Origin of the sequence: Citrobacter europaeus, assembly GCF_037482245.1 — a bacterium.
Classification (GTDB): Bacteria; Pseudomonadota; Gammaproteobacteria; order Enterobacterales; family Enterobacteriaceae; genus Citrobacter; species Citrobacter europaeus.
In genome coordinates, this window is the sequence record NZ_CP148084.1 from 4,738,350 (window position 1) to 4,762,369 (window position 24,020).

General features: G+C 52.4%; 19 protein-coding genes and 1 pseudogene. 8 read left to right on the top strand and 12 right to left on the bottom strand.

Going from position 1 to position 24,020, the window contains the following annotated elements; genetic code table 11:
* The first annotated feature begins 168 nt into the window (after window positions 1-168).
* A complete protein-coding gene (plsB, locus tag WHR59_RS22205) occupies window positions 169-2,589 on the top strand; it encodes a glycerol-3-phosphate 1-O-acyltransferase PlsB (RefSeq protein ID WP_003826592.1) in 2,421 nt (806 codons plus the stop codon).
* Between the two features lie 59 nt (window positions 2,590-2,648).
* Here the strand turns inward: plsB and ubiA are convergent, their stop codons facing one another.
* From ubiA to malK, 5 genes are all read right to left on the bottom strand, one after another.
* Window positions 2,649-3,521, bottom strand: coding sequence for a 4-hydroxybenzoate octaprenyltransferase (gene ubiA, locus WHR59_RS22210; protein WP_043018076.1), 873 nt, complete (start codon window positions 3,519-3,521; stop codon window positions 2,649-2,651).
* Between the two features lie 13 nt (window positions 3,522-3,534).
* Window positions 3,535-4,032: a chorismate lyase gene (ubiC, locus tag WHR59_RS22215; RefSeq protein ID WP_080625864.1), complete on the bottom strand. Its 498-nt coding sequence runs from the start codon at window positions 4,030-4,032 to the stop codon at window positions 3,535-3,537.
* A gap of 180 nt (window positions 4,033-4,212) precedes the next feature.
* Window positions 4,213-5,160: a maltose operon protein MalM gene (gene malM, locus WHR59_RS22220; RefSeq protein WP_047407224.1), complete on the bottom strand. Its 948-nt coding sequence runs from the start codon at window positions 5,158-5,160 to the stop codon at window positions 4,213-4,215.
* A gap of 113 nt (window positions 5,161-5,273) precedes the next feature.
* Window positions 5,274-6,629, bottom strand: coding sequence for a maltoporin (locus tag WHR59_RS22225; RefSeq protein ID WP_087051799.1), 1,356 nt, complete (start codon window positions 6,627-6,629; stop codon window positions 5,274-5,276).
* 91 nt (window positions 6,630-6,720) lie between these two features.
* Window positions 6,721-7,830 carry a maltose/maltodextrin ABC transporter ATP-binding protein MalK gene (gene malK, locus WHR59_RS22230; RefSeq protein WP_003826581.1) on the bottom strand — a complete coding sequence of 370 codons (1,110 nt, stop codon included), beginning with the start codon at window positions 7,828-7,830 and terminating at the stop codon, window positions 6,721-6,723.
* A 360-nt stretch (window positions 7,831-8,190) separates the two neighbouring features.
* On the opposite strand from malK, the gene malE reads away from it, so the two are divergent.
* Window positions 8,191-9,381, top strand: coding sequence for a maltose/maltodextrin ABC transporter substrate-binding protein MalE (gene malE, locus WHR59_RS22235; protein WP_047407230.1), 1,191 nt, complete (start codon window positions 8,191-8,193; stop codon window positions 9,379-9,381).
* 15 nt (window positions 9,382-9,396) lie between these two features.
* Here the strand turns inward: malE and WHR59_RS24535 are convergent.
* A pseudogene (locus WHR59_RS24535) lies at window positions 9,397-9,471 on the bottom strand (hypothetical protein); the annotation flags it as partial.
* 40 nt (window positions 9,472-9,511) lie between these two features.
* Between WHR59_RS24535 and malF the strand changes: the two are divergent.
* The 4 genes from malF (at window position 9,512) to nhaC (ending at window position 15,028) form a co-directional block, all read left to right on the top strand.
* Window positions 9,512-11,056: a maltose ABC transporter permease MalF gene (gene malF, locus WHR59_RS22240; RefSeq protein ID WP_043018070.1), complete on the top strand. Its 1,545-nt coding sequence runs from the start codon at window positions 9,512-9,514 to the stop codon at window positions 11,054-11,056.
* Window positions 11,057-11,212: 156 nt separating this feature from the next.
* Window positions 11,213-12,103 (top strand): maltose ABC transporter permease MalG, encoded by an 891-nt coding sequence (gene malG / locus WHR59_RS22245; protein WP_043018069.1) that lies wholly within the window; start codon window positions 11,213-11,215, stop codon window positions 12,101-12,103.
* Between the two features lie 302 nt (window positions 12,104-12,405).
* Window positions 12,406-13,584, top strand: coding sequence for a MalY/PatB family protein (locus WHR59_RS22250; protein ID WP_286523519.1), 1,179 nt, complete (start codon window positions 12,406-12,408; stop codon window positions 13,582-13,584).
* The gene (gene nhaC / locus WHR59_RS22255) at window positions 13,577-15,028 is read left to right on the top strand and encodes a Na+/H+ antiporter NhaC (RefSeq protein ID WP_043018068.1); all 1,452 of its coding nucleotides are present in this window, start codon (window positions 13,577-13,579) and stop codon (window positions 15,026-15,028) included. Before WHR59_RS22250 ends, nhaC begins: the two co-directional genes overlap by 8 nt.
* A gap of 75 nt (window positions 15,029-15,103) precedes the next feature.
* On the opposite strand, the gene psiE is transcribed toward nhaC, so the two are convergent.
* The gene (gene psiE, locus WHR59_RS22260; protein WP_003031674.1) at window positions 15,104-15,514 is read right to left on the bottom strand and encodes a phosphate-starvation-inducible protein PsiE; all 411 of its coding nucleotides are present in this window, start codon (window positions 15,512-15,514) and stop codon (window positions 15,104-15,106) included.
* 138 nt (window positions 15,515-15,652) lie between these two features.
* On the opposite strand from psiE, the gene WHR59_RS22265 reads away from it, so the two are divergent.
* The gene (locus WHR59_RS22265) at window positions 15,653-16,105 is read left to right on the top strand and encodes an acyltransferase (protein ID WP_047407237.1); all 453 of its coding nucleotides are present in this window, start codon (window positions 15,653-15,655) and stop codon (window positions 16,103-16,105) included.
* Between the two features lie 85 nt (window positions 16,106-16,190).
* Here WHR59_RS22265 and WHR59_RS22270 read toward each other — a convergent pair whose 3' ends face one another.
* The 5 genes from WHR59_RS22270 to pgi all read right to left on the bottom strand — a co-directional run bounded on the left by WHR59_RS22270 (window position 16,191) and on the right by pgi (window position 22,206).
* A complete protein-coding gene (locus WHR59_RS22270; protein WP_338843465.1) occupies window positions 16,191-18,287 on the bottom strand; it encodes a YjbH domain-containing protein in 2,097 nt (698 codons plus the stop codon).
* On the bottom strand, window positions 18,287-19,024 hold the full coding sequence (locus WHR59_RS22275; protein WP_338843466.1) for a capsule biosynthesis GfcC family protein: 738 nt from the start codon (window positions 19,022-19,024) through the stop codon (window positions 18,287-18,289). Before WHR59_RS22275 ends, WHR59_RS22270 begins: the two co-directional genes overlap by 1 nt.
* Window positions 19,021-19,659, bottom strand: coding sequence for a YjbF family lipoprotein (locus WHR59_RS22280; RefSeq protein ID WP_047407247.1), 639 nt, complete (start codon window positions 19,657-19,659; stop codon window positions 19,021-19,023). The genes WHR59_RS22275 and WHR59_RS22280 overlap by 4 nt, the downstream gene beginning before the upstream one ends.
* A gap of 187 nt (window positions 19,660-19,846) precedes the next feature.
* Window positions 19,847-20,089, bottom strand: coding sequence for an exopolysaccharide production protein YjbE (gene yjbE / locus WHR59_RS22285; protein ID WP_043018063.1), 243 nt, complete (start codon window positions 20,087-20,089; stop codon window positions 19,847-19,849).
* 470 nt (window positions 20,090-20,559) lie between these two features.
* Window positions 20,560-22,206: a glucose-6-phosphate isomerase gene (gene pgi, locus WHR59_RS22290; RefSeq protein ID WP_043018062.1), complete on the bottom strand. Its 1,647-nt coding sequence runs from the start codon at window positions 22,204-22,206 to the stop codon at window positions 20,560-20,562.
* Between the two features lie 436 nt (window positions 22,207-22,642).
* On the opposite strand from pgi, the gene lysC reads away from it, so the two are divergent.
* Window positions 22,643-23,992: a lysine-sensitive aspartokinase 3 gene (lysC, locus tag WHR59_RS22295; protein ID WP_043018060.1), complete on the top strand. Its 1,350-nt coding sequence runs from the start codon at window positions 22,643-22,645 to the stop codon at window positions 23,990-23,992.
* Window positions 23,993-24,020: the final 28 nt, after the last annotated feature.

A 24,020-nucleotide genomic window follows, 5' to 3' on the forward strand; every position in this document is an offset into this window, starting at 1 on the left:
AAAGAACCTTTTTACATTATTAGCGTCAATGTCATTGTAACGTTACCCCGTTTGTTTCAGGGTGTGGCAAAGCAGCGCGAAGTATGACGGGATACCACAGAAATTAACTAAACTTTCTGATATCCTTGCAGCGCATTTGCATTATTAACCAGAGGCTTTACATCGTTTATGTCCGGCTGGCCACGAATTTACTACAAATTACTGAATTTACCATTAAGCGTCCTGGTAAAAAGCAAGTCTATTCCGGCAGAACCTGCCCCGGAATTGGGACTCGATACTTCTCGTCCCATTATGTACGTCTTACCGTACAATTCAAAAGCAGACTTGCTGACGCTGCGTGCCCAATGTCTGGTGCACGATCTCCCCGATCCCCTGGAACCGCTGGAGATAGACGGAACTCTGCTGCCGCGCTACGTGTTTATTCACGGCGGCCCGCGTGTGTTCACCTATTACACGCCGAAAGAAGAGTCCATCAAGCTGTTCCATAACTATCTCGATCTGCATCGCAGCAATCCAGACCTGGATGTGCAGATGGTGCCGGTTTCGGTGATGTTTGGCCGTGCGCCAGGGCGTGAAAAAGGCGAAGTCAATCCGCCGCTGCGCATGCTGAACGGTGTACAGAAATTCTTTGCTGTGTCCTGGCTGGGACGCGACAGTTTTGTCCGCTTCTCCCCGTCAGTCTCCTTGCGTCGCATGGCGGATGAACACGGTACGGATAAGATCATTGCTCAGAAGCTGGCTCGCGTGGCGCGCATGCACTTTGCTCGTCAGCGTCTGGCCGCAGTTGGCCCGCGCCTCCCTGCCCGCCAGGACCTGTTTAATAAGCTGCTGGCCTCAAAAGCTATCGCTCGCGCGGTAGAAGACGAAGCGCGCAGTAAAAAAATCTCCCACGAAAAAGCGCAGCAAAACGCCATTGCGCTGATGGAAGAGATTGCCGCCAACTTCTCCTACGAGATGATCCGTCTGACCGACCGTATTCTGGGCTTTACCTGGAACCGGCTGTATCAGGGGATTAACGTTCACAATGCGGAGCGTGTCCGTCAACTGGCGCACGATGGGCACGAAATCGTGTATGTCCCGTGCCACCGCAGCCATATGGACTATATGCTGCTGTCGTACGTTCTGTACCACCAGGGTCTGGTTCCGCCGCACATCGCTGCCGGTATCAACCTGAACTTCTGGCCAGCGGGTCCGATTTTCCGCCGTCTGGGCGCATTCTTTATTCGTCGTACCTTCAAGGGTAACAAGCTCTATTCCACCGTTTTCCGCGAATACCTGGGCGAACTGTTCAGCCGCGGCTACTCGGTTGAGTATTTTGTCGAAGGTGGCCGTTCACGTACCGGTCGTTTGCTCGACCCGAAAACCGGCACGCTGTCGATGACTATTCAGGCGATGCTGCGTGGCGGAACGCGTCCGATTACCCTCGTACCGATCTACATCGGCTATGAGCACGTAATGGAAGTAGGCACCTACGCCAAAGAGCTGCGTGGCGCGACGAAAGAAAAAGAGAGTCTGCCGCAAATGCTGCGTGGCTTAAGCAAGCTGCGTAATCTGGGTCAGGGCTATGTCAACTTTGGTGAACCAATGCCGTTGATGACTTACCTTAACCAGCACGTGCCGGAGTGGCGTGAATCGATTGATCCTATCGAGTCTATCCGCCCAGCCTGGCTAACGCCGACGGTGAATAACATTGCCGCCGATCTAATGGTGCGCATTAACAACGCAGGCGCGGCCAACGCCATGAACCTGTGCTGTACTGCGTTACTGGCTTCCCGCCAGCGCTCTCTGACCCGTGAACAGCTGACCGAGCAGCTTGACTGCTATCTCAGCCTGCTACGCAATGTGCCGTACGCGGCAGATGCTACAGTTCCTGCGCAGAGCGCCAGTGAATTGATCGATCACGCCTTGCAGATGAACAAGTTTGAGGTCGAGAAAGACACCATCGGCGACATCATCATTTTGCCGCGCGAGCAGGCGGTATTGATGACCTACTACCGCAACAACATTGCGCATATGCTGGTTCTGCCTTCGTTGATGGCAGCCATCGTGACTCAGCATCGTCGTATTTCACGCGCCGCGCTACAGCAGCATATTGATGCGCTGTATCCGATGCTGAAAGCGGAGCTGTTCTTACGCTGGGAGCGTGATGAACTTGCCGGAGTGATTGACGAACTGGCCAGCGAAATGCAGCGCCAGGGACTTATCACCCTGACCGATGACGAACTGCATATCAATCCGGCCCGCTCCCGTACGCTACAGCTGCTGGCGGCAGGCGCTCGCGAGACGTTGCAACGCTACGCCATTACCTTCTGGTTGCTGAGCGCCAATCCGTCGATCAACCGTGGTACGCTGGAGAAAGAGAGCCGCACCGTGGCGCAACGCCTCTCCGTGCTGCACGGCATTAACGCGCCGGAATTCTTCGATAAAGCCGTGTTCAGCTCCCTGGTGCTGACGCTGCGTGACGAGGGATTCATCAGCGACACCGGAGATGCCGAACCGGAAGAGACGATGAAGATCTATCAGATGCTGGCCGAACTGGTCACGTCAGATGTGCGTCTGACCATCGAGAGCGCTACACAAGGCGAGTAAGCATAAAAAAACCGGTCGGAATGACTGACCGGTTTTTTATTTTGCAGACTAGACCAAACTCAAAAATGCCAGTAGCTCATCGCCAGTCCTAAGAACAACACCAGACCGACGTAATTATTGTTCATAAACGCTTTAAAACAGGCATCACGTTCGCGATTGACGATCAGTTTCTGCTGATAGACAAACAGCGCGCCCGCCACCAGCAGAGACCAGTAATAACCCAGCCCTAACCCGTTTAGCCAACCCACCAGCGCCATCAACACCAGCACGCCAACCTGCAAAACACCGATAATCAGCTTGTCGTTCTTACCAAACAGAATCGCGGTCGATTTAATGCCTATCTTCAGGTCATCATCCCGGTCAACCATGGCATATTGCGTATCATAGGCCACTGCCCAGAGGATATTGGCGAGGAACATCAGCCAGCAGCTCAGCGGTACGGATTCGCTCACGGCGGCAAACGCCATCGGGATCGACCAGCCAAACGCCGCCCCCAGCACCACCTGCGGCAGATGCGTATAGCGCTTCATAAAGGGGTAAACCCACGCCAATGCTAACGCCGCAACGGATAACAATATGGTCATCGTGTTGAGTGTTAAAACCAGCAGGAAGGCCAGCAGCACCAATACGATGAACAGCGTTCGGGCTTCTTTCTCGGTTACGGCCCCGCTCGGCAGCGGTCGATTTGCGGTGCGTTTAACGTGTCCGTCAAATTTCCTGTCGGCATAATCATTCACCACGCATCCGGCGGCGCGCATTAACCATACTCCGGCAACAAAAACCGCCAGGATCCACAGTTGCGGCATGCCCGGGGTCGCCACCCACAATGCCCACAGCGTAGGCCAGAGCAGTAGTAAGGCGCCGATTGGCTTATCCGTACGCATCAAGCGGTGAAACGCCAACAGCTTATTCTGCGTCAGACTCCACTCCATCTTTATCTTCCTCTCAGTACAACGGCGATGCAGGCAGAAAAAGCTCGGTAAGCATCAGCGGCTTACCGCTCAGCCGCAGGCGGGAACGACGCCCCCACAGCGCTGCATCGCGGCCAATCTCAATAAAATCTCGGGTCAATGTTGATGACGTAAACAGGTAGCGTCCGAGCGGGGTTTTCCCCAGGTTTTGTAAGGCCAGTTCAGGACCGCACAAGGTTGATTCAGGCACTACGGTCCGTCCGGCAAGCCAGGGTTCACCATCCGCGCATAACAGGATTTCACGTAACCAATAGCGGGGCTCTTCAGGCAGCAGCGGCAGCTCTTCAGACACCTCATTTTGCCCAACGAATTCTTCGCGAATCAACGTGACGGTGACCTGTTTTCCCTGCTGCTCAAAACGTTTAGTCATGGAATCTTCCAGTAACAACCAGTCGAGCAGTTGGGCGTCCAGCGCCGGGATCGCATCAAAATAACGCAGCGCACGCAGTTGCGTTAACGCAGGGTGTGGCATGCCTTACTCTCCGATTTATAACCTGAAGGCATTGTATCGCAGAAAAGGCATTACGGGGTGAGCAAACACAATTAAGTGATCGGTAGGGCAACATAAGTGTAACAATTAGCACCGAAGGATAAAAAAAGGTGCGCCAGGAGACGCACCAGTTGTTGCAAAATCAACAATGTGGGGAGATGTTTACCCCTTGCCTTTTACACTGCTGATAAAGGTGGATCGGGCAGATTTGGATCCCAGACGTTCAGCTTCATCAAGCAGCTTCAGCGCTTTATCGACATCGCCTTTCGCAACTGCATCCTTAATGCCCTGATTAAAATAGCTTTCCGTGTCGTTCAGCATCGGCTCACTTTTCTTCACCGGCTGCGGCGCAGGTGCGGCAACTGCTGCTGCCGGAGCTGCATAAGCCACCGCTGGTGCGGCGGTATTACCAACCGTAACCGGACCTGGGCCGGACGAGCCAAACAGCGGCCCGACCAGAACGCTGGAGGAGGAGCTGGTTTTGACTTTCAGTTTCAGCAGGCCGTCGGTGGTATGACGAGCGATCGGGTCAGGGATATCCGGAATCGCGTTACCTACCCCCTTGGCATAGGCTTTTGCCGGGTCAAGCAGAGTCGTGGTCTGCTGGAGATCTTTATCAGTAGTAAAGACCAGAACATAAAGTTTTTGCTGGCCCAGCGCAGGCGTCAGACGCATGACCCCTTCCAGGCGATCGGCACTCATCACGCCGGGCTCCTGGTAGGTGAAATAGCTGCTGGGGAAGAACGCAGATGGCGTCATGTTTTGGTCAAGAATTAAGACGTTTGGCGCAAATACGCTGGTTTGTTTGTTGACCTCACTGGACAGCGTCAGGGTCAGTTCGCCAATGTTCGCCGGCACGCTATAGGCCGCGACCGGGCCGGTAATACCCGCGATATCAAGACGCTGGCCCGCTGTCGCAAGCTGTGTCGATTGGGTTTTGGATTGATCAACCGGCGTCCAGGTCAACTGTTGCAGCGCGGCAGTGGGGATTGTTGGGGCCGCGGTGGTGTTCTGCGGAACAATATTAACATCGGCCAGGCTGATGCCAGGCGCGCTGGCAAATAACCCTGCAGATAAACAAAGGGCAACGAGACTTTTCTTCATTTTCATTGTTATCACCTCAGATAGCATGGGTTCAGCGGTGGCCAGGCAATAGCGCGCTAAACCGTAATCAAGAGGGGCTTGCGCCCCTCTTTCGGTCTTTACGTCAGGTTAGTGCTGGATTACCACCAGATTTCCATCTGGGCACCGAAGGACCACTCATCGCTGTCGCCACGGCTGGTGGTGCTGATACCAGAGTTAGTTGCGGCGGCATATTTAGAAACTTTGTCGCCATTTTTCACGTAACCCCACTCTTCATCCCATTTGGCATAGGTTGCGAAGACGCGGATTGCCGGGCGAGACCAGATGCTGTCGCCAGCCTGCCATTGTTGCGCCAGGGTGATTTTGTACTGGCTGTTGCGATCGCTGGTCTGCTGCGATTTAACGTTGTCGTAACCGACTTCCAGCAAGGTGCTCATGATCGGCGTCCATTTGTACATCGGACGGATACCCACGGTGTACCATTCGGTACCCAGGTCGTTATCCAGGTCGATGTTCTGATACATACCGACGTACATCAGGTCCCACTTGTCGCCCAGAGAGATTGCACCATGGTCAAGTACGCGTACCAGGCTACCATTGTTATTGATGTTGTTGTCTACATGATGGATGACAGGTGCATCTGGAGATACCTGAGTATCGAAGGTAGAGCCGTAAGTCCCCTGCGAGCCGCCCTTACCTTGCGTTGTCATGGCGTCAGTCGCGTACTGAACAACAAATTTGTTATAGCCTTTCAGCATACTTTGGGTGTGTTCTGCGGTGAACATCCAACCATCTTTCGTTGCGTCATCCGCGTAGCTGTAACCGTCGGTTTTATTCGCGCGGCCATAGTCCACACCCAGTTCCAGCATACCGTCAGGGTTAGTAGCCATCTGCGCTAAACGTACGTCAAATACGTCGTTCGCGGTATCTTTAGAGGTGTCGTAGATATTCTGGCTACTGAAGGTGTAAGAACCACCCGCTTCCTGAGAACGGGTTGCGGCCAGAGACAGTTTACCGAAGCCCAGATCGATGTTTTCAATACCAGCACCAGGACCTGAAATATCCCAGTAGTAGAAGTCGATCATGTGGACGTCATGACGCTGATAGAAACGTTTACCGGCCCAGATGGTGGAACCCGGCAGCCATTCAATCAGGTTTTTACCCTGCACGTTGGCTTCGCGGAAAGCAGGATCGGTCGCTTCCCAGTCATTCTGCTGTGCAACGGAGTAGGCAACGTTGGTGTCGAAGTAGAAGCTCTTATCGCCCTCTTTCCACACTTCCTGACCTAATTTGATTTCCGCATAGGTTTCACATTCGTTACCAAGACGGTATTTACTTTGTGCACCTGTTGCCTGGAAACATTGTTGTTCACCGCCGCTACCTGTCCAGCCAATGCCGGAACGAGCATAACCATGGAAATCCACAGCCATTGCCTGAACAGACATAATGCCTGCTGCTACAGCAACCGCCAGAGGGAGTTTGCGCAGAGTAATCATCGTTCTATCTCCTGAGATCATTGCTTTTCTTTAAACGCTGCCACCTTCTAAAACTGCGAATGGTTTTGCGTTTCGTTTTTTTATGGGGACCTTAAACGCCCGGCTCTTTGTGCAACCGACGACATGCAGTGCCATCCTCACGGAACAGATGGCAACGCTCTGGCGGCAGGCCGATAGCGAATGTGGCACCCTCTTCTACCAACACCACGTCGTTCTGGCGGTAAACCAGGTTTTGACGGATGGCGGGGATCTGGATATGAATTTGTGTTTCGTGACCCAGCTGCTCGACCACCTGCACTTCACCTTCGAGGGTGACATCGGCGATATCGCTGGGCAGCAGATGTTCCGGGCGGATACCTAAAGACATGTTGGCGCCAACCTGCACCGCATGGCTGTCTACCGGTAGCCAGATTTGCTGGCGGTTGGGCAGCTCAACCTGCACTTGATCGATGGCCGTTGCCGTGACTTTCACCGGCAGGAAGTTCATCTTCGGCGAACCAATGAAGCCCGCTACAAAGCGGTCCGCCGGGTAGTGATACAGCTCCAGGGGCTTACCGACCTGCGCTACGCGACCGGCATCCAGCACCACAATTTTGTCGGCCAGCGTCATCGCTTCGACCTGATCGTGGGTGACGTAAATCATCGTGCGGCCAAGACGTTTATGCAGGCGGGAAATTTCAATACGCATCTGCACGCGCAGTGCGGCGTCCAGGTTCGACAGGGGTTCATCCAGCAGGAATACGCGCGGTTCGGCGACCAGCGTACGGCCAATCGCCACACGCTGACGTTGTCCGCCGGAAAGTGCTTTCGGTTTACGTTCCAGCAGGTGCGCCAGTTGCAGAACTTCCGCGACCTGGTTCACGCGCTGATTCATCACCTCTTTTTTCGCTCCGGCCAGTTTGAGGCCGAACGACATGTTTTCCGCGACAGATAAATGGGGATACAACGCATAGGACTGAAAGACCATGCCCACACCGCGTTCGGCGGGTGGAATGTCGTTCATCCGGGTCTCCCCGATAAACAGATCGCCACTGGTGATGGTTTCAAGCCCGGCAATCATACGCAGCAAGGTCGACTTACCGCAGCCTGAAGGTCCGACAAACACCACGAATTCCCCTTCGTGAATGTCGAGATTGATATCTTTCGATACCACCACGTCACCCCAGGCTTTCGTTACATTTCGCAGCTGTACGCTCGCCATGCCCTTCTCCCTTCGTTACAACCTGTCATCGACAGCAACATTCATGATGGGCTGACTATGCGTGATCCCTTGACTGCGTGAATCCTCCACCCCCCGGCTTTTTTATGGGGGAGGAGGCGGGAGGATGAGAGAGCAGCGTCTGAGACCCGGGCCGTACGCAGCGGAGGAATTTCGTGATGCGGCCTGCAAAAATCGGTGGGTTTTTATGTGCGCCAGTACGCAATACTCACATTTATGTAACACAGATCACATAAAGAGCGGGTGGGGCGTAGGGGTAAGGAGGATGGAAAGAGGTTGTCGTATAAAGAAACTAGTAACCGTTAAGCCACCTCTGCAAAATCACCAAACAGGATGGGAACTATGAAAATCAAAACTGGCGCACGCATCCTCGCATTGTCTGCATTAACGACGATGATGTTTTCCGCCTCGGCTCTCGCCAAGATTGAAGAAGGTAAGCTGGTTATCTGGATTAACGGCGACAAAGGCTATAACGGCCTCGCTGAAGTGGGCAAAAAATTCGAGAAAGACACCGGGATCAAAGTCACCATTGAGCACCCGGACAAACTGGAAGAGAAATTCCCGCAGGTTGCCGCGACCGGCGACGGCCCGGACATCATCTTCTGGGCGCATGACCGTTTTGGCGGCTACGCTCAGTCTGGCCTGCTGGCTGAAATAACGCCTGACAAAGCATTCCAGGACAAGCTCTATCCGTTCACCTGGGATGCCGTACGCTATAACGGCAAACTAATTGCCTACCCGATCGCGGTTGAAGCGCTGTCGCTGATTTACAACAAAGACCTCGTGCCAAATCCACCGAAAACCTGGGAAGAAATTCCTGCACTGGATAAAGAACTGAAGGCGAAAGGTAAATCCGCGCTGATGTTCAACCTGCAAGAACCGTACTTCACCTGGCCGCTGATTGCCGCCGACGGCGGTTACGCGTTCAAGTTTGAAAACGGCAAGTACGACGTGAAAGACGTGGGCGTGGATAACGCTGGCGCGAAAGCGGGCCTGACCTTCCTGGTTGACCTGATCAAGAACAAACACATGAACGCGGATACCGATTACTCCATCGCTGAAGCGGCCTTTAACAAAGGCGATACCGCGATGACCATCAACGGCCCGTGGGCATGGTCTAACATCGACAAGAGCAAAATCAACTACGGCGTCGCGCTGTTGCCAACCTTCAAAGGCAAGCCGTCTAAACCGTTTGTTGGCGTGCTGAGCGCGGGTATCAACGCCGCCAGCCCGAACAAAGAGCTGGCGAAAGAGTTCCTCGAAAACTACCTGCTGACCGATCAGGGTCTGGATGAAGTGAATAAGGACAAACCACTGGGCGCCGTTGCGCTGAAATCCTTCCAGGATCAGTTAGCAAAAGACCCACGCATCGCCGCCACCATGGATAACGCCCAGAAAGGCGAAATCATGCCGAACATCCCACAGATGTCCGCATTCTGGTATGCCGTACGTACCGCAGTGATTAACGCAGCCAGCGGTCGTCAGACCGTCGATGCCGCACTGAAAGATGCACAAGGTCGTATCACCAAGTAGTGCTGTAGCACACGTGCCGGATGGCGGCATAAATGCCTTATCCGGCCTACAACTCACCGTAGGCCTGATAAGCGCAGCGCCATCAGGCACTTTTGCCGACAGATGTTCAATGTTGTAGAGGAAGATCCCCATGGATGTCATTAAAAAGAAACACTGGTGGCAAAGCGACACGCTGAAATGGTCAGTGATGGGTCTGCTTGGGCTGCTGGTCGGTTACCTTGTTGTTTTGATGTACGCTCAGGGGGAGTACCTGTTTGCCATCATGACGCTGATTTTAAGCTCTGCTGGCCTGTATATTTTTGCTAACCGTAAAGCCTATGCCTGGCGCTATGTTTATCCAGGCGTTGCCGGTATGGGGCTGTTTGTCCTGTTTCCGCTGATTTGTACGATCGCCATTGCCTTTACCAACTACAGCAGCACCAACCAACTGACCTTTGAACGCGCTCAGGAAGTTCTGATGGATCGTTCTTATCAGGCGGGTAAAACCTACAATTTTGGCCTGTATCCGGCGGGTGATGAGTGGCAACTGGCCCTCACCGACGGTGAAACCGGCAAGAATTATCTCTCCGACGCCTTTAAATTTGGCGGCGAACAGAAGCTGCAGTTGAAAGAAGCCGAAGCGCTGCCAGCGGGCGAGCGTGCAACGCTGCGTATCATTACGCAAAATCGCCAGGCATTAACCCAATTGACCGCCATCCTGCCGGATGAAAGCAAGGTGATTATGAGTTCACTGCGCCAGTTCTCCGGCACGCAGCCACTCTATGCGCTCGCTGATGACGGTACGCTCACCAACAGCCAGAGCGGTGTAAAATATCGTCCGAACAACGACATTGGTTTCTATCAGTCGGTGAATGCAGACGGTAACTGGGGCGATGACAAGCTTAGCCCGGGCTACACCGTTACTATTGGCTGGGATAATTTTACCCGCGTCTTTACCGACGAGGGCATCCAGAAACCGTTCTTCGCTATCTTCGTCTGGACGGTGGTCTTCTCGGTACTGACCGTTATTTTGACCGTGGCCGTCGGCATGGTGCTCGCCTGTCTGGTGCAGTGGGAATCCCTGAAGGGCAAAGCGATTTACCGCGTCCTGCTGATTCTGCCGTATGCCGTGCCATCGTTTATCTCGATTCTGATTTTCAAAGGGCTGTTCAACCAGAGCTTTGGTGAAATTAACATGATGCTGAGCGCGCTGTTTGGCATCAAGCCGGCCTGGTTCAGCGACCCAACCACCGCGCGTTCGATGATTATTATCGTCAACACCTGGCTGGGCTATCCATACATGATGATCCTGTGCATGGGCCTGCTGAAAGCAATTCCTGACGATCTGTACGAAGCCTCGGCGATGGATGGCGCAGGTCCGTTCCAGAACTTCTTTAAGATTACGTTGCCGCTGCTGATCAAGCCCCTGACGCCGCTGATGATCGCCAGCTTCGCCTTTAACTTTAACAACTTCGTGCTGATTCAACTGTTGACCAACGGTGGTCCTGACAGGCTCGGTACCACCACGCCAGCCGGTTATACCGATCTGCTCGTGAGCTACACCTATCGTATTGCCTTTGAAGGCGGCGGTGGTCAGGACTTCGGTCTGGCGGCGGCGATTGCCACACTGATCTTCCTGCTGGTTGGCGCGCTGGCGATTGTGAACCTGAAAGCCACACGTATGAAGTTTGATTAATTGGAATAACCAGGCGTCATTGGCGCGGGCAGTTTGAGCTCGGCCAGCGCGGAAGAACCGGAGCGTACACGTAGTACGTGAGGATTCTGAGCACTGCCCGAGTTCAAAATGGCAAGCAAAATAGCCTGGAGCGGTATCAAGGGGAGTAAAAATATTATGGCTATGGTTCAACCCAAATCTCAAAAGTTACGTTTATTCGCAACGCACTTAGGGCTGCTGATTTTTATCGCGGCGATCATGTTCCCGCTGCTGATGGTTATCGCTATCTCGCTGCGCGAAGGTAACTTTGCTACCGGCAGCCTGATCCCGGAAAACATCTCCTGGGAGCACTGGAAACTGGCGCTGGGCTTTAGCGTTGAGCACGCGGATGGCCGCGTGACCCCGCCGCCGTTCCCGGTGCTGTTATGGCTGTGGAACTCGGTGAAAGTGGCCACCATTACTGCGATCGGTATCGTGACGCTTTCCACCACCTGTGCTTACGCCTTTGCCCGTATGCGATTCCCGGGCAAAGCAACCCTGCTGAAAGGGATGCTGATTTTCCAGATGTTCCCGGCGGTACTGTCTCTGGTCGCGTTGTATGCTTTGTTTGATCGCCTGGGCCAGTACATTCCGTTTATCGGCCTGAACACTCACGGCGGCGTGATCTTTGCTTATCTCGGCGGTATTGCGCTGCATGTGTGGACGATTAAGGGCTATTTCGAAACCATCGACGGTTCGCTGGAAGAAGCGGCCGCGCTGGATGGCGCTACGCCGTGGCAGGCTTTCCGCCTGGTGCTGTTACCGCTTTCCGTTCCGATTCTGGCGGTCGTGTTTATTCTGTCGTTCATTGCCGCCATTACCGAAGTACCGGTCGCGTCACTGCTGCTGCGTGATGTGAACAGCTACACCCTCGCGGTAGGTATGCAGCAGTACCTCAATCCACAGAACTACTTGTGGGGCGACTTTGCCGCCGCAGCTGTACTTTCAGCCATTCCGATCACTCTGGTATTCCTGCTGGCGCAGCGCTGGCTGGTCAACGGCCTGACGGCGGGTGGTGTGAAAGGTTAAGTTTTACCGAAGTAACCGCCCGGCAACGGGCAATGCCACTGCAACCCTCAATTTATGTTATCCCAACCTGTGACTGTTATTCGGCGCTCTACGGAGCGCCCTTTTTTTATGTAAATTCCATACGCTTAAGCGATGTAAAACGTTTACACTCACTGGATTATTTTTATTGACAGACAGTTAACATCTTTGTGATAAGCATCACATATGCAAATTTTCATAATGACGAAAACAAAATACAGAATAACACTTCCACTCTCGAAATATTACATTACCCTAACGATAAAATCGGGCGAGTAACAAATATGAAAGTTTATAATTTTGATAAAGTTATTTCACGCGACGGAACCTATAGCGCTAAATATAATAACAAGGGGCGTGACATCATCCCTCTGTCTGTAGCTGATATGGATATCCCCGTAGCTGATTTTATAGTTTCTGAATTGTCAGTCGCAAATCAGAAAGGTATCTACGGTTATACATTATTAAGTGATGACTGGCAGCAAGTAACAGCACAGTGGTACCAACGCCATTACTCGTGGAAGGTCAACCCTGAACACATTGTTTTTTGCCCACGAGTGGTACAAGCCGTCTCATTATTTATCCAGAACTTTACCCAGCCGGGAGATGCTATTGTCAGCCTGGCCCCAGCCTATCATCCTATTAGCCATGCAGTTGAAGTCAACCATAGAGTATTGCTGGAAAGTGCGTTACTTTATCGTGACCACCGCTATGAAATAGACTTTGCGGATCTCGAAGATAAGTTTAAAACGGCTTGTTGTTTTATTCTAATATCGCCGCATAATCCAACAGGAACAATCTGGTCAGAAGACAATCTGAGAAAAATAGCTTCATTAGCAGAGAAATATAATGTTTTTATTATTTCCGATGATGTTCATGCAGACTTCAATTTCACCAAAAAACAACATCAAACAATCTCTTCGATAAGTTCATACGTTGCACAAAACTCGTTTATTTGTACATCTCCAGCAAAAACATTCAATATGGCCGGACTTGAAATCGCCAATATTGTTATTGCTAATGATAAGTATCGTGAAAAGTTTAAATCAGCTCTTATTGCAGCAGGTATCCATAATCCTGGTTATTTCTCTGTTCCTGCATTTCTCTGTGCTTACCGCCATGGCGATTCTTGGTTAGCAGCATTAAAAAATTATTTGGCCGAAAACAGGCGCTGGGTTCAATCATTCTGCCAGGCTCATTTTCCAGACTGGGTTGTCGCCTCTGGTGGTGGAACTTACATGTTGTGGATCGACTACCGAGCGATGAACATCAGCGAAGAGCAACTACGCCATTGGTTTGTCTCCCTCGCTGGTGTTGAGATGAGTTGGGGATCAGATTTTGGCGATGAAGGACTTGGTTTTTTCCGCGTGAACATCGCCACGCCAAGAACCACTCTTACACAAGCATTTGAACGGATTTATCAGAGCATACCCTTCACTACAGGAGTTTCCCTCCATGAATAATAACAATACTCCAAGAACACCAACTCTGGTGGAATCATTGTTACCAATACTAGCGATGGTTCTATTGCTGGGAGTTGGCTATGCAGCTTTCGATCTGCCACCTGAGCCATTAATGGTTCTTTCAACCGTCATTGCTGCGCTGTTAGTTAAGCGGTTGGGGTACGGCTACAATGCAATCCTTGAATCAATATCGCAGAAAATCGCCAAAACAATGCCTGCTCTGCTAATTTTGATCAGCGTGGGCCTCCTGATTGGGACATGGATGATAGGCGGTACTATTCCGCTGATGATTTATTACGGCCTTAATCTGATAAATCCTTCAATGATCTATGTGACCGCCCTGCTCGTTACTGCCGTCGTCTCTGTATGCACAGGGACATCCTGGGGATCGGCAGGCACTGTCGGTGTAGCATTTATGGGTGTGGCCATCGGAATGGAGGCTAATCTGGCAGCAACTGCTGGCGCTATTGTGGCGGGGGCTTATTTCGGGGACAAACTGTCACCTCTTTCTGGCGACACTAACCTGGCCGCGATGGCGGCCCAGATAGATCTCTATGAACACATCGCTCATTTACTTTACACAACCCTTCCCTCATTGATTCTGTCAGCCGTTGTTATGACCCTCTATGGAATGAATGGCGATCTCGGCGGCTCAACCGTGCCCGACAAAGTTCAGCTAATTACAGAGGGATTAAAGGGGATTTATCATTTTAATTTGTTGTTATTGCTCCCCATTGCCATTGTCCTGTACGGTTCGATTACCAAGAAACCAACTATTCCAATTATGCTTGTTTCGGCACTGGTAGCCATGATCAACGCCAGCGTCATTCAGGGTTTCGCACTACACGACATTGTAAAAAGTGCAGTAGACGGATTTAACGTTTCAATGCTTACCGATAAAGATGTTAATCCGCTATTAGGTAATTTGCTCAACCGCGGTGGCATGAACTCGATGATGAGTACGTTGCTTATTTGTTTCTGCGCCCTTTCATTCGCGGGAACATTGGCCTTGAGCGGCGCTTTAGAAGTCATCGTCCATAATCTGCTCAAATTAGTTCATTCCACAGGAACCATGATTCTTGCGACTATTGCCTGTGGCTTAACAATGATTAGCGTGACCTGTAATGGTCAGATCTCAATCCTGATCCCGATTGAAATGTTACGAAGTGCTTATATTGAGCGCGGGCTACATCCAAAAAATCTGGCGAGGACTGTAGAAGACTCTGCCACCATATTTGAACCGATTCTGCCCTGGACTGCCGCGGGTGCCTACATGGCAGGTACGCTTGGTGTTGCTACATTAAGCTATCTTCCGTGGGCTATTCTCTGCTGGAGTGGCATTTTCTTTGCGACGCTATGGGGTTTCACTGGCTTTGGCATCGCTCGCTTGTCCAAAGAAAAGCAGCAACAGCTCATGATGGAAACCGTAAATGAAAGCAAATAGAATCGGCCTGATTAAGATATTCGCCAGTCATTAACCACGTCTACACGCCGCAGCCCGATTGCGGCGTGTTGTCTGTTACTCTCGCTTCAGCCGTTTGGAATTGCACAACCACAGGGTGATCACCAGCAGCAGGATCGCCGCAGAATAGATCAGCACATCCATCGGCGCTTTATGATCGACAATGATCAACCGCACAATCGCGGTGATCCCGATATAGACAAAATAGCGCAGCGGAAAGTGAAACCCTGACTGAAAGTATTTCACAATCAAGGCGATAAATTCAAAGTAGAGGAAGTAAACCACCAGCCCTTCCACCAGCTCATACTTGCTGGTTTGTTCCGGCGCGAACAGCACATCTGCCAGATGCAGCGTTTCTTTCCCGAGGAATACAACCAGGATCAGGCCCAGACTCAGCAGCCCCAAATTCAACACAGTCTGTAAGATGGTGGAGATAAACTCCACGCGCGGACGAGATAGCGACGTCATAACGACCCCTCCTGTTCAGTGACGAGGTTTCTGTATAACGCAAAAATGTGACAGAGATCTACATTTTTTGTTTATGTTTTGTGCAAGAAAGGTCAACGGGGAATGATGAATGTCACGACACATTTCACAGGATGAAGTATGCAGATAAGACAATCCGCTGTCCGCAACGTTACCTGCGGTGAGAACGTGGTGATTTATGAGCCCGCCAATCTCTACGACTGCACATTGGGTGACAACGTCTTTGTCGGACCATTTGTAGAAATCCAGGGCAATACGCAGATTGGCGCAGACAGCAAAATTCAGTCGCACACCTTCATCTGCGAATATGTCACCCTGGGCGCCCGCTGTTTTATCGGTCATGGCGTGATGTTCGCCAACGATATGTTTCGCGAAGGAAAACCCAACGCTGACCGCAACAGTTGGGGGAGAATTATCATTGGAGACGATGTTTCGATCGGCAGTGGAGCGACCATTCTGGCGGTCACTATCTGCGATGGCGCAGTCATCGGCGCGGGAAGCGTAGTGACCAAATCGATTACCGAGAAAGGTGTGTACGCGGGCAACCCGGCAAAATTATTGCGTCGTTTATAAATTGCCGGAGGGCGGCATAAATGCCTTATCCGGCCTACTGCCGTACTGTAGGCCCGGTAAGCTCTGCGCACCGGGCGATCAAGCGTTAACGGAAGTTCTCACTTCTGTCGCTGGTCATGTCGTACAGACCAAACTTACGTCCAAGCTGCTGGCCGCCATCACGCGTTAACGGCGTCCAGCCAATCGCCGCACGGCTGCGGGTCGGGCCAGACGAGAACAGATCCAGCGGTACGGAAACGTACACCCCTTTGGTAAAATCACCCTCTCCGTACTCATCCGGCGAGGCATCGGTGATGGTCGCATAGCCGCCTACCACAACGCCGCTGTCAAAGCGCTTCGCCACTTCCAGCGTTCCGCCCTTATCTCCCGCCAGATACTGGCCCACGCTGGCTTTCACCAGTACATCCTGAGCGAATGACGGATTCCAGTACGCCGTCAAATGCCCGGTCTTCACGCTGTAGTCGGTGAATTTCATCATGTCCTGCGCGCTACGCCAGTCACGCTGTTTCACGTAGTTGGCATCAACACCAAACGCCCAACTGCTGTCCAGCGGGCGATACAGCACTTCCGCCCCCGCTCCGCCATACATGGTTTCCAGATAGCCACCGTAAACCTGTCCGTAGAACCCGTTTCCGAGTGACTGGAAGTAGTTGGCCTGCAGGTTATTCACGTAGACATCGTTTTGCACATACTCGCGCACATGGGTACGCACTCGTGGTAAATGCGAATCCTGCGGCGGGTTGGTGTAGTTAAATTTGTCATAGTTATTGGCGAGGTTAGCGAACAAACTCCCGGTGGTCAGCAGATGATCGGTCACCCACCAATCCGCTGTTCCCATCACGCCCAACTGATACATATAGAAGTTTTCCGGGCCGCCCACCGACTGGTTAAGCACCGGATCGATGTGGAGATTAAAGCGTGACTTATCGATATACCAACCCTGCTCGGTCGTTTTCGGCACCACGGGCTCAACGCGTTTTTGCGCCAGTGGGGTTTCATGACCCAACGGCTCGCCTTCCAGATGGCGCTTGAGGCTGGAAACCTCCGTTTCAGTCGTCACCTGCGGCAAGTTAAGGCGATTTTCCGTAATACGGATCGCGCGGATCCCGTCGGGAAGGGAGTTCATCACGATCCGGTTGGCACGTTCGATCCCTTCACGCGAATCACGGTATTTCACCTGTTCACCGGTCACATACAGCGTATCGCCCTGCACCTGAATTTTAGGATCGGCCAGCCCGGCGTTATATTTCAGCAGCGTTAGCTGATTCGCCACCACCGAATGTTGCAGGATGGCATCCTGCGGCTGCGGCTGATATTTCGGCCGGGCGTTGTCGTTATAGTTTGGCCGCAGATCGTTAAAGTTAGTCCGCAGCGTGACCCCAAACATAAAGGTGTTCCCGCGCTCATAGCTCAGGTTAACGTCGGCCCAATCGGTGACGCGATAAATAGCGCCGACGTTAAACTTGCTCTTCTGATCCAGCTTGCCCGCAAAATCCTGTTGGTAATTATTCCCCTCATACTCCAGCTTCAGGCGCAGTGGTTGCCAGGGAGTCTGATATTCCACACCGCCAAATAATGATGCCGGACCATGGAACATCTGGCTGCCGTCAATAGAGCCGGCCTGCTTGTAGCTGTTATCGCGATAGCAGAATTTATCGCTGTATGAGCAAAACGGATTGCTGACGTTGCCGCTGGTCCCGAGATATCCCCAGCCCAGGCCAAGCGAGAAATCAAACGGCCCCCAGGCTTTATTCGCCACTATATACTCCGCATCGAACAGGCCCGTCCCGCCAATATCGCGCGCGCCAGCCGCTACCTGCGGCATCCAGTAGCTCTCTTCCCACAGCCGTAATTTGAGATCAAAAGCCTTATCTTTGTATGTCTGATCGCCTGAAAACGACTCGACGCTGCTGTATTTTTTAGTACGCACATCGGTGTAGCGCAGCGTGGTTTCCAGCCACGGGAACAGTTGTACCGACGCAGAGTAGTAGCGGTACTGATCGTTGTCGCGGTAGTTGAGGCTCATTTCGCCCTCGCGCGCCATGCGTGCGGTTGGGGTTTGCAGCAGCCCCACGCCGCCAAAATCGGACTGCGAAGGTCCAATGGGCGCGTGCCAGGTTTCACCGTGGCAAGCAACGCTTACGCCCAGCGCCAGTAAGCTGAGCAGGTAAGTTTTTCTCATTATTCGGGTATCCGCTGGGTCAGGGTGCGAAGAATATCGGCATTGATTTCATCCGGGGTGCTGCTCCAGACAGCATCAGAGAGTCCGACAAAAATGATGCTGCCGGGCATCGGCTCAACGTGACGTTTGTTCCAGTAAGCGACCGGTACTTTCTGCGTGCGTCCATTGGGATAGATGACCCACGCGTAGCTACGATCCGCGCCGCCGAGCCGACTTTGCCCATCGAGGTAGCTGGCGACATCACGCCCGGGCATAAACGGTTGTTTACCTGGGTGGCTTAGCAGGCCAAACAGCGTGATATCGGTTGGCTGCGCTCCGGCCCACAGCGTGTAATTGCCCTGCAGCGGCGGGTTACCTTGCTCGCTGACGCGCACAACATCCGGATCGAGATTAATCTTCTGTCTGCCGGTCACCTTCAGCGCCTGAATTTGCTGGCGTAATGCCTTGATAGATGCGGCATCGTCACCGCTTTCTTCAGCGCTCAGCGTCGCCAGGCGGGCCAGTAATGCCTGCTGCTGACGTTCCGCCTCAGTCGTTGCCCGCTCTTCACTGATAACTGCGCCTGGCCACCAGCTATTGCTCAACTGCGGCTGTCCAACCAGGTCGAGCAGATGTTCAGCCCCGGTCAGCGTTTTTGGCTCTGCGTTGGCGGAGGTAAAGACCTTAACGCTGCCCGCAGCAAAAACGGACGCTGTGCTCAGACTTAACAGCAGCGCCAGTACGGCTCGTTTGATCATGATTTTGCCGCCTTAATCAGCGTGGTTTTCACCGGGAAGTAACGTGCGCCAAGATACTGTTCCGACTGGCGAATCTGCCCTTCGCTGTCGATCCAGTAGCGGTTATGCCAGCGTGTTTGTTCGGTAGTTATCTCTTCATCGAGGAGCCGTACCGGCGTGTTATCGCTGCCGACTTTGATGGTGTCTGCGCCATCCCATTTGAAAACTGAGCGTGCGGTGGCATAGCGTACCTGCTGATGTTCAGTCCAGCCCATCGTACGGGTCCACGTTGCGCCATCGATTATTTGATTTGGTTTGATGAGCGGGTCTGCCGCCAGATTATTCATCTCGATCAGGTTGTCACCACCGAGCTGCGTTTTCACAATGCGCCCATGCTGCGTGACGAGAATGGCCCGATCCTGAGTCACCCATTTTTGCTGTCCGTTTTCTGCGAACGCGAGTACCACAAACAACTGGGGACCGCCGTTGAGTTGCATGTACTGGCTGGCGTAGGGCATGTTTTGGATTTCATCGTCCGTCATCTGTACGCCGGGAGTACCAAACACGCTCTCCCATAGCGAATGACCCAACCCTTCGGTGGTGGCTGAGCACGCCTGCAGTAACAGGCAAACCATTATGATCGCTGGTCGCTTCACGACGTTTCTCCGCAGCGGCAAAATAACCACACCGAAGTGTGGTTAGAATTAATCCCCGTCATACTTCACGTTGCAGATGCGTTAGCTACGTTCACTCACCCCGGTCACATAGCTATCTATGTTCCCGGGGACTCACTCACTTGCCGCCTTCCTGCAACGCGAATTATTTAGGGGCTACGTACCGGTATTACTGGGTACTGGTGGTTGTTGTGGTGGTGGTTCCGGTATTAGAACCATCGCCGCCACCGGTCGCAGCCAGGGCAACCCCCACCGCAGAACTTACGGTGCTCACGCTGGTTGCGGAGGAACTTCCTGCCGAAACCGACGCGGCAGCCGACCCTGCAGCCTCACCCACCTCAACGGGGGCGGCATAGACAGAAGTCGCCGCAAGCGCAGATATAGCCCAAAGGCCATACAGAACTTTTTTCATCACAAATTCCCTTCATTGTATGAATGGAGATTTACCCAAAAGAATTTCGGGCGAGATCGAGTATACACAAGCCAAAGTGTGCAAATTACGCCATACGGGAATTTAGGATAATTAGTCAACAAGCGAGATAACGATTAATAAAATAAAATAACATCCATTTAATCAATCAGTTAAAATATAAATATAGAAAACGCAATATCCGGTAAATCCGAAAACACCAGATATTGAACAACATTTAGGAAATTATTTTAGGATTAAGCTCAATTAAGTAATGAAGATAAAACGTAGATATCCTGGAGCAATCTTATAAAAAAAGCCGATATTAATATCGGCTTTTTTATAAGCAATCTGCAAATTCATTCGAATTGCAGCAAGGCGGCAAGATCGTTAATCCCCGGGAGCATAGATAGCTATGTGACCGGGGTTAACGAACGCAGCCAACACCGCTGCGGTTCGAAGGAAGAAGCAGATTAACGCCAGGACTTATAACGGTTAATCAAACCGTTGGTAGAACTGTCGTGGCTGCTCACTTCGGAACCATCTTTCAGCTCTGGCAGAATGCGGTTTGCCAGCTGTTTGCCCAGCTCAACGCCCCACTGGTCAAAGGTGAAGATGTTCAGGATGGCGCCCTGAGTGAAGATTTTGTGCTCATACAGTGCAATCAGCGCCCCCAGGCTGAACGGCGTGATTTCACGCAGCAGAATGGAGTTAGTTGGACGATTGCCTTCGAACACTTTGAACGGCACAACGTGGTCCAGCGTTGCCGGATCTTTACCCTGGTCGCGATATTCCTGCTCAACGACTTCACGAGATTTACCAAAGGCCAGCGCTTCGGTTTGCGCGAAGAAGTTAGACAGCAGTTTCGGATGGTGATCTGACAGCGGGTTATGGGTGATTGCCGGCGCGATGAAATCGCACGGAACCATTTTGGTGCCCTGGTGGATCAACTGGTAGAACGCATGCTGGCCGTTAGTACCCGGCTCACCCCAGATGATTGGGCCAGTCTGGTAGTCTACAGCATTGCCGTTACGGTCAACATATTTACCGTTGGATTCCATATTGCCCTGCTGGAAGTAGGCCGCGAAACGGTGCATATACTGGTCGTACGGCAGAATCGCTTCGGTTTCGGCACCGAAGAAGTTGTTGTACCAGATACCGATCAGCGCCAGCAGCACTGGCAGGTTTTTCTCAGCCGGCGTGGTGGAGAAGTGTTTGTCCATTGCGTGGGCGCCGGAGAGCAGCTCAACAAAGTTGTCGAAGCCTACGGACAAGATGATAGACAGACCGATAGCAGACCACAGGGAGTAACGACCGCCAACCCAGTCCCAGAACTCGAACATATTCGCGGTATCAATACCGAACTCGCCAACCGCTTTACCGTTAGTGGAGAGCGCAGCGAAGTGTTTGGCAACGTGCTTGTTGTCGCCTGCGGTAGCCAGGAACCAGTCGCGTGCGCTGTGGGCGTTGGTCATGGTTTCCTGGGTGGTGAAGGTTTTGGAAGCGACCAGGAACAGCGTGGTTTCCGGGTTCACTTTCTTCAGCACTTCAGCAATGTGCGTCCCATCAACGTTCGACACAAAATGCATGTTCAGGTGATTTTTGTACGGACGCAGCGCTTCGGTCACCATGAACGGGCCGAGGTCAGAACCGCCGATACCGATGTTTACTACATCAGTGATGGCTTTACCGGTATAGCCTTTCCAGCTTCCGGAGATGATCGCTTCAGAGAAGGATTTCATCTTCTCCAGCACCGCGTTCACTTCCGGCATGACATCTTTGCCGTCAACGATGATTGGCGTATTGCTACGGTTGCGCAGCGCCACGTGCAGCACGGCACGGTCTTCGGTGCGGTTGATTTTCTCACCGGAGAACATGGACTTGATGGCGCCTGCCAAATCGGTCTCTTTCGCCAGATCCTGCAGTTTAGCCAGCGTCTCTTCAGTGATGCGGTTTTTGGAGAAATCCACCAGCATCAGATCGTCAAACGTCGCGGAAAACTTAGTGAAGCGATCGCTATCTTTCGCGAACAGATCCGCGATAGTAACGTCTTTCATTTCTTCAAAGTGTTTTTGTAGTGCCTGCCAGGCTGAGGTCTGCGTTGGATTGATGTTTTTCATTAGCAATACTCTTCTGATTTTGAGAATTGTGACTGAGATCGATTGTAACGCCAGTCACAGAAAAGTGTGATTGTTTTAATGCCATTGCCAGGGCATCCGCCAAACGTGGCTAAAAAGTATAGCGGTTATCAGCGTTGTTATTAGTACCGTTACTCAACGCAGTTGCAGCATGAAAAATCCGCATAATCCCAGCGTTGACAGTACAAGCCATGCCTTTTATTTATATACATAAAGTCATTCGATATGCGTCAAGGCGGCAAACCTGAGAATCCACAGGAGCTTACTGAAGTAAGTGACTGTGGTGAGCAGGTGCAGCCAACGAAGAGGCAGATTGAAGGACGAAATGTAATACGGTATTTGCATTTGCGCCTGCACCGGTTTCTGTTCTGCCTTATGTGCCATGGTCGCTCTATTCATTCCCTGACACGAGGTAGTTATGACTGATGTAGTTGTCTCCAAGTTTGGCGGTACCAGCGTGGCGGATTTTGATGCCATGAATCGTAGCGCTGATGTAGTGCTTTCTGATGCTAATGTCCGTGTAGTGGTACTTTCCGCTTCCGCGGGAATCACCAACCTGCTGGTCGCACTGGCTGAAGGGCTGGAGCCAACCGCGCGCTTCGAAAAACTCGATGCCATTCGTCAAATTCAGTTCAATATTCTGGAACGTCTGCGTTATCCAAACGTGATCCGTGAAGAGATCGAACGTCTGCTGGAAAACATCACCACGCTGGCAGAAGCGGCGTCACTGGCGACCTCAACCGCACTGACCGACGAACTGGTCAGCCACGGTGAACTGATGTCTACCCTGCTGTTCGTCGAGATCCTGCGTGAACGCAACGTGCAGGCGCAGTGGTTTGACGTACGTAAAGTGATGCGCACCAACGATCGTTTTGGCCGCGCAGAACCTGACGTCGCGGCGCTGGCTGAACTGGCAACGCTCCAGTTGGCACCGCGTCTGAGCGAAGGTCTGGTGATTACTCAGGGTTTTATTGGCAGTGAAGGCAAAGGCCGCACCACCACGTTGGGGCGCGGCGGGAGCGATTATACGGCCGCCCTGCTGGCCGAAGCGCTGCATGCCACACGCGTCGATATCTGGACCGATGTTCCGGGCATTTACACGACCGATCCACGCGTTGTTCCGGCGGCGCAGCGTATTGATGAAATCGCCTTTGAAGAGGCCGCGGAAATGGCGACCTTTGGCGCGAAAGTGCTGCACCCGGCAACCCTGTTGCCAGCCGTACGTAGCGATATCCCGGTGTTTGTGGGCTCCAGTAAGGATCCAAAAGCAGGCGGTACGCTGGTCTGCAATAAAACCGCGAATCCACCTCTGTTCCGGGCGCTGGCGCTGCGCCGTAAGCAAACGCTGGTAACGCTGCATAGCCTGAATATGCTGCACTCTCGTGGCTTTTTAGCGGAAGTTTTCGGTATTCTGGCACGCCATAACATCTCGGTAGATTTAATTACCACATCCGAAGTCAGCGTGGCGCTGACGCTGGATACCACCGGTTCGACCTCCACCGGGGATACACTGTTAACACAGTCTCTGCTGATGGAACTGTCTGCCCTGTGTCGGGTTGAAGTGGAAGAAGGCCTGGCGCTGGTGGCGCTGATTGGCAACGACCTTTCCAAAGCCTGTGGCGTGGGTAAAGAGGTGTTCGGCGTACTGGAGCCGTTCAACATCCGCATGATTTGCTACGGCGCGTCCAGCCATAACCTGTGCTTCCTGGTGCCTGGTACCGAAGCCGAACAGGTGGTACAGAAGCTGCACCATAATTTGTTTGAGTGAGTAGATGCCAACGCCCGATGGCTCTTGT

What these genes read in the sequence shown, in the direction of transcription:
- plsB (WP_003826592.1), top strand. Translation starts at nt 169, where the DNA reads ATGTCCGGCTGGCCACGAATTTACTACAAATTACTGAATTTACCATTA.
- ubiA (WP_043018076.1), bottom strand. Translation starts at nt 3,521, where the DNA reads ATGGAGTGGAGTCTGACGCAGAATAAGCTGTTGGCGTTTCACCGCTTG.
- ubiC (WP_080625864.1), bottom strand. Translation starts at nt 4,032, where the DNA reads ATGCCACACCCTGCGTTAACGCAACTGCGTGCGCTGCGTTATTTTGAT.
- malM (WP_047407224.1), bottom strand. Translation starts at nt 5,160, where the DNA reads ATGAAAATGAAGAAAAGTCTCGTTGCCCTTTGTTTATCTGCAGGGTTA.
- WHR59_RS22225 (WP_087051799.1), bottom strand. Translation starts at nt 6,629, where the DNA reads ATGATTACTCTGCGCAAACTCCCTCTGGCGGTTGCTGTAGCAGCAGGC.
- malK (WP_003826581.1), bottom strand. Translation starts at nt 7,830, where the DNA reads ATGGCGAGCGTACAGCTGCGAAATGTAACGAAAGCCTGGGGTGACGTG.
- malE (WP_047407230.1), top strand. Translation starts at nt 8,191, where the DNA reads ATGAAAATCAAAACTGGCGCACGCATCCTCGCATTGTCTGCATTAACG.
- malF (WP_043018070.1), top strand. Translation starts at nt 9,512, where the DNA reads ATGGATGTCATTAAAAAGAAACACTGGTGGCAAAGCGACACGCTGAAA.
- malG (WP_043018069.1), top strand. Translation starts at nt 11,213, where the DNA reads ATGGCTATGGTTCAACCCAAATCTCAAAAGTTACGTTTATTCGCAACG.
- WHR59_RS22250 (WP_286523519.1), top strand. Translation starts at nt 12,406, where the DNA reads ATGAAAGTTTATAATTTTGATAAAGTTATTTCACGCGACGGAACCTAT.
- nhaC (WP_043018068.1), top strand. Translation starts at nt 13,577, where the DNA reads ATGAATAATAACAATACTCCAAGAACACCAACTCTGGTGGAATCATTG.
- psiE (WP_003031674.1), bottom strand. Translation starts at nt 15,514, where the DNA reads ATGACGTCGCTATCTCGTCCGCGCGTGGAGTTTATCTCCACCATCTTA.
- WHR59_RS22265 (WP_047407237.1), top strand. Translation starts at nt 15,653, where the DNA reads ATGCAGATAAGACAATCCGCTGTCCGCAACGTTACCTGCGGTGAGAAC.
- WHR59_RS22270 (WP_338843465.1), bottom strand. Translation starts at nt 18,287, where the DNA reads ATGAGAAAAACTTACCTGCTCAGCTTACTGGCGCTGGGCGTAAGCGTT.
- WHR59_RS22275 (WP_338843466.1), bottom strand. Translation starts at nt 19,024, where the DNA reads ATGATCAAACGAGCCGTACTGGCGCTGCTGTTAAGTCTGAGCACAGCG.
- yjbE (WP_043018063.1), bottom strand. Translation starts at nt 20,089, where the DNA reads ATGAAAAAAGTTCTGTATGGCCTTTGGGCTATATCTGCGCTTGCGGCG.
- pgi (WP_043018062.1), bottom strand. Translation starts at nt 22,206, where the DNA reads ATGAAAAACATCAATCCAACGCAGACCTCAGCCTGGCAGGCACTACAA.
- lysC (WP_043018060.1), top strand. Translation starts at nt 22,643, where the DNA reads ATGACTGATGTAGTTGTCTCCAAGTTTGGCGGTACCAGCGTGGCGGAT.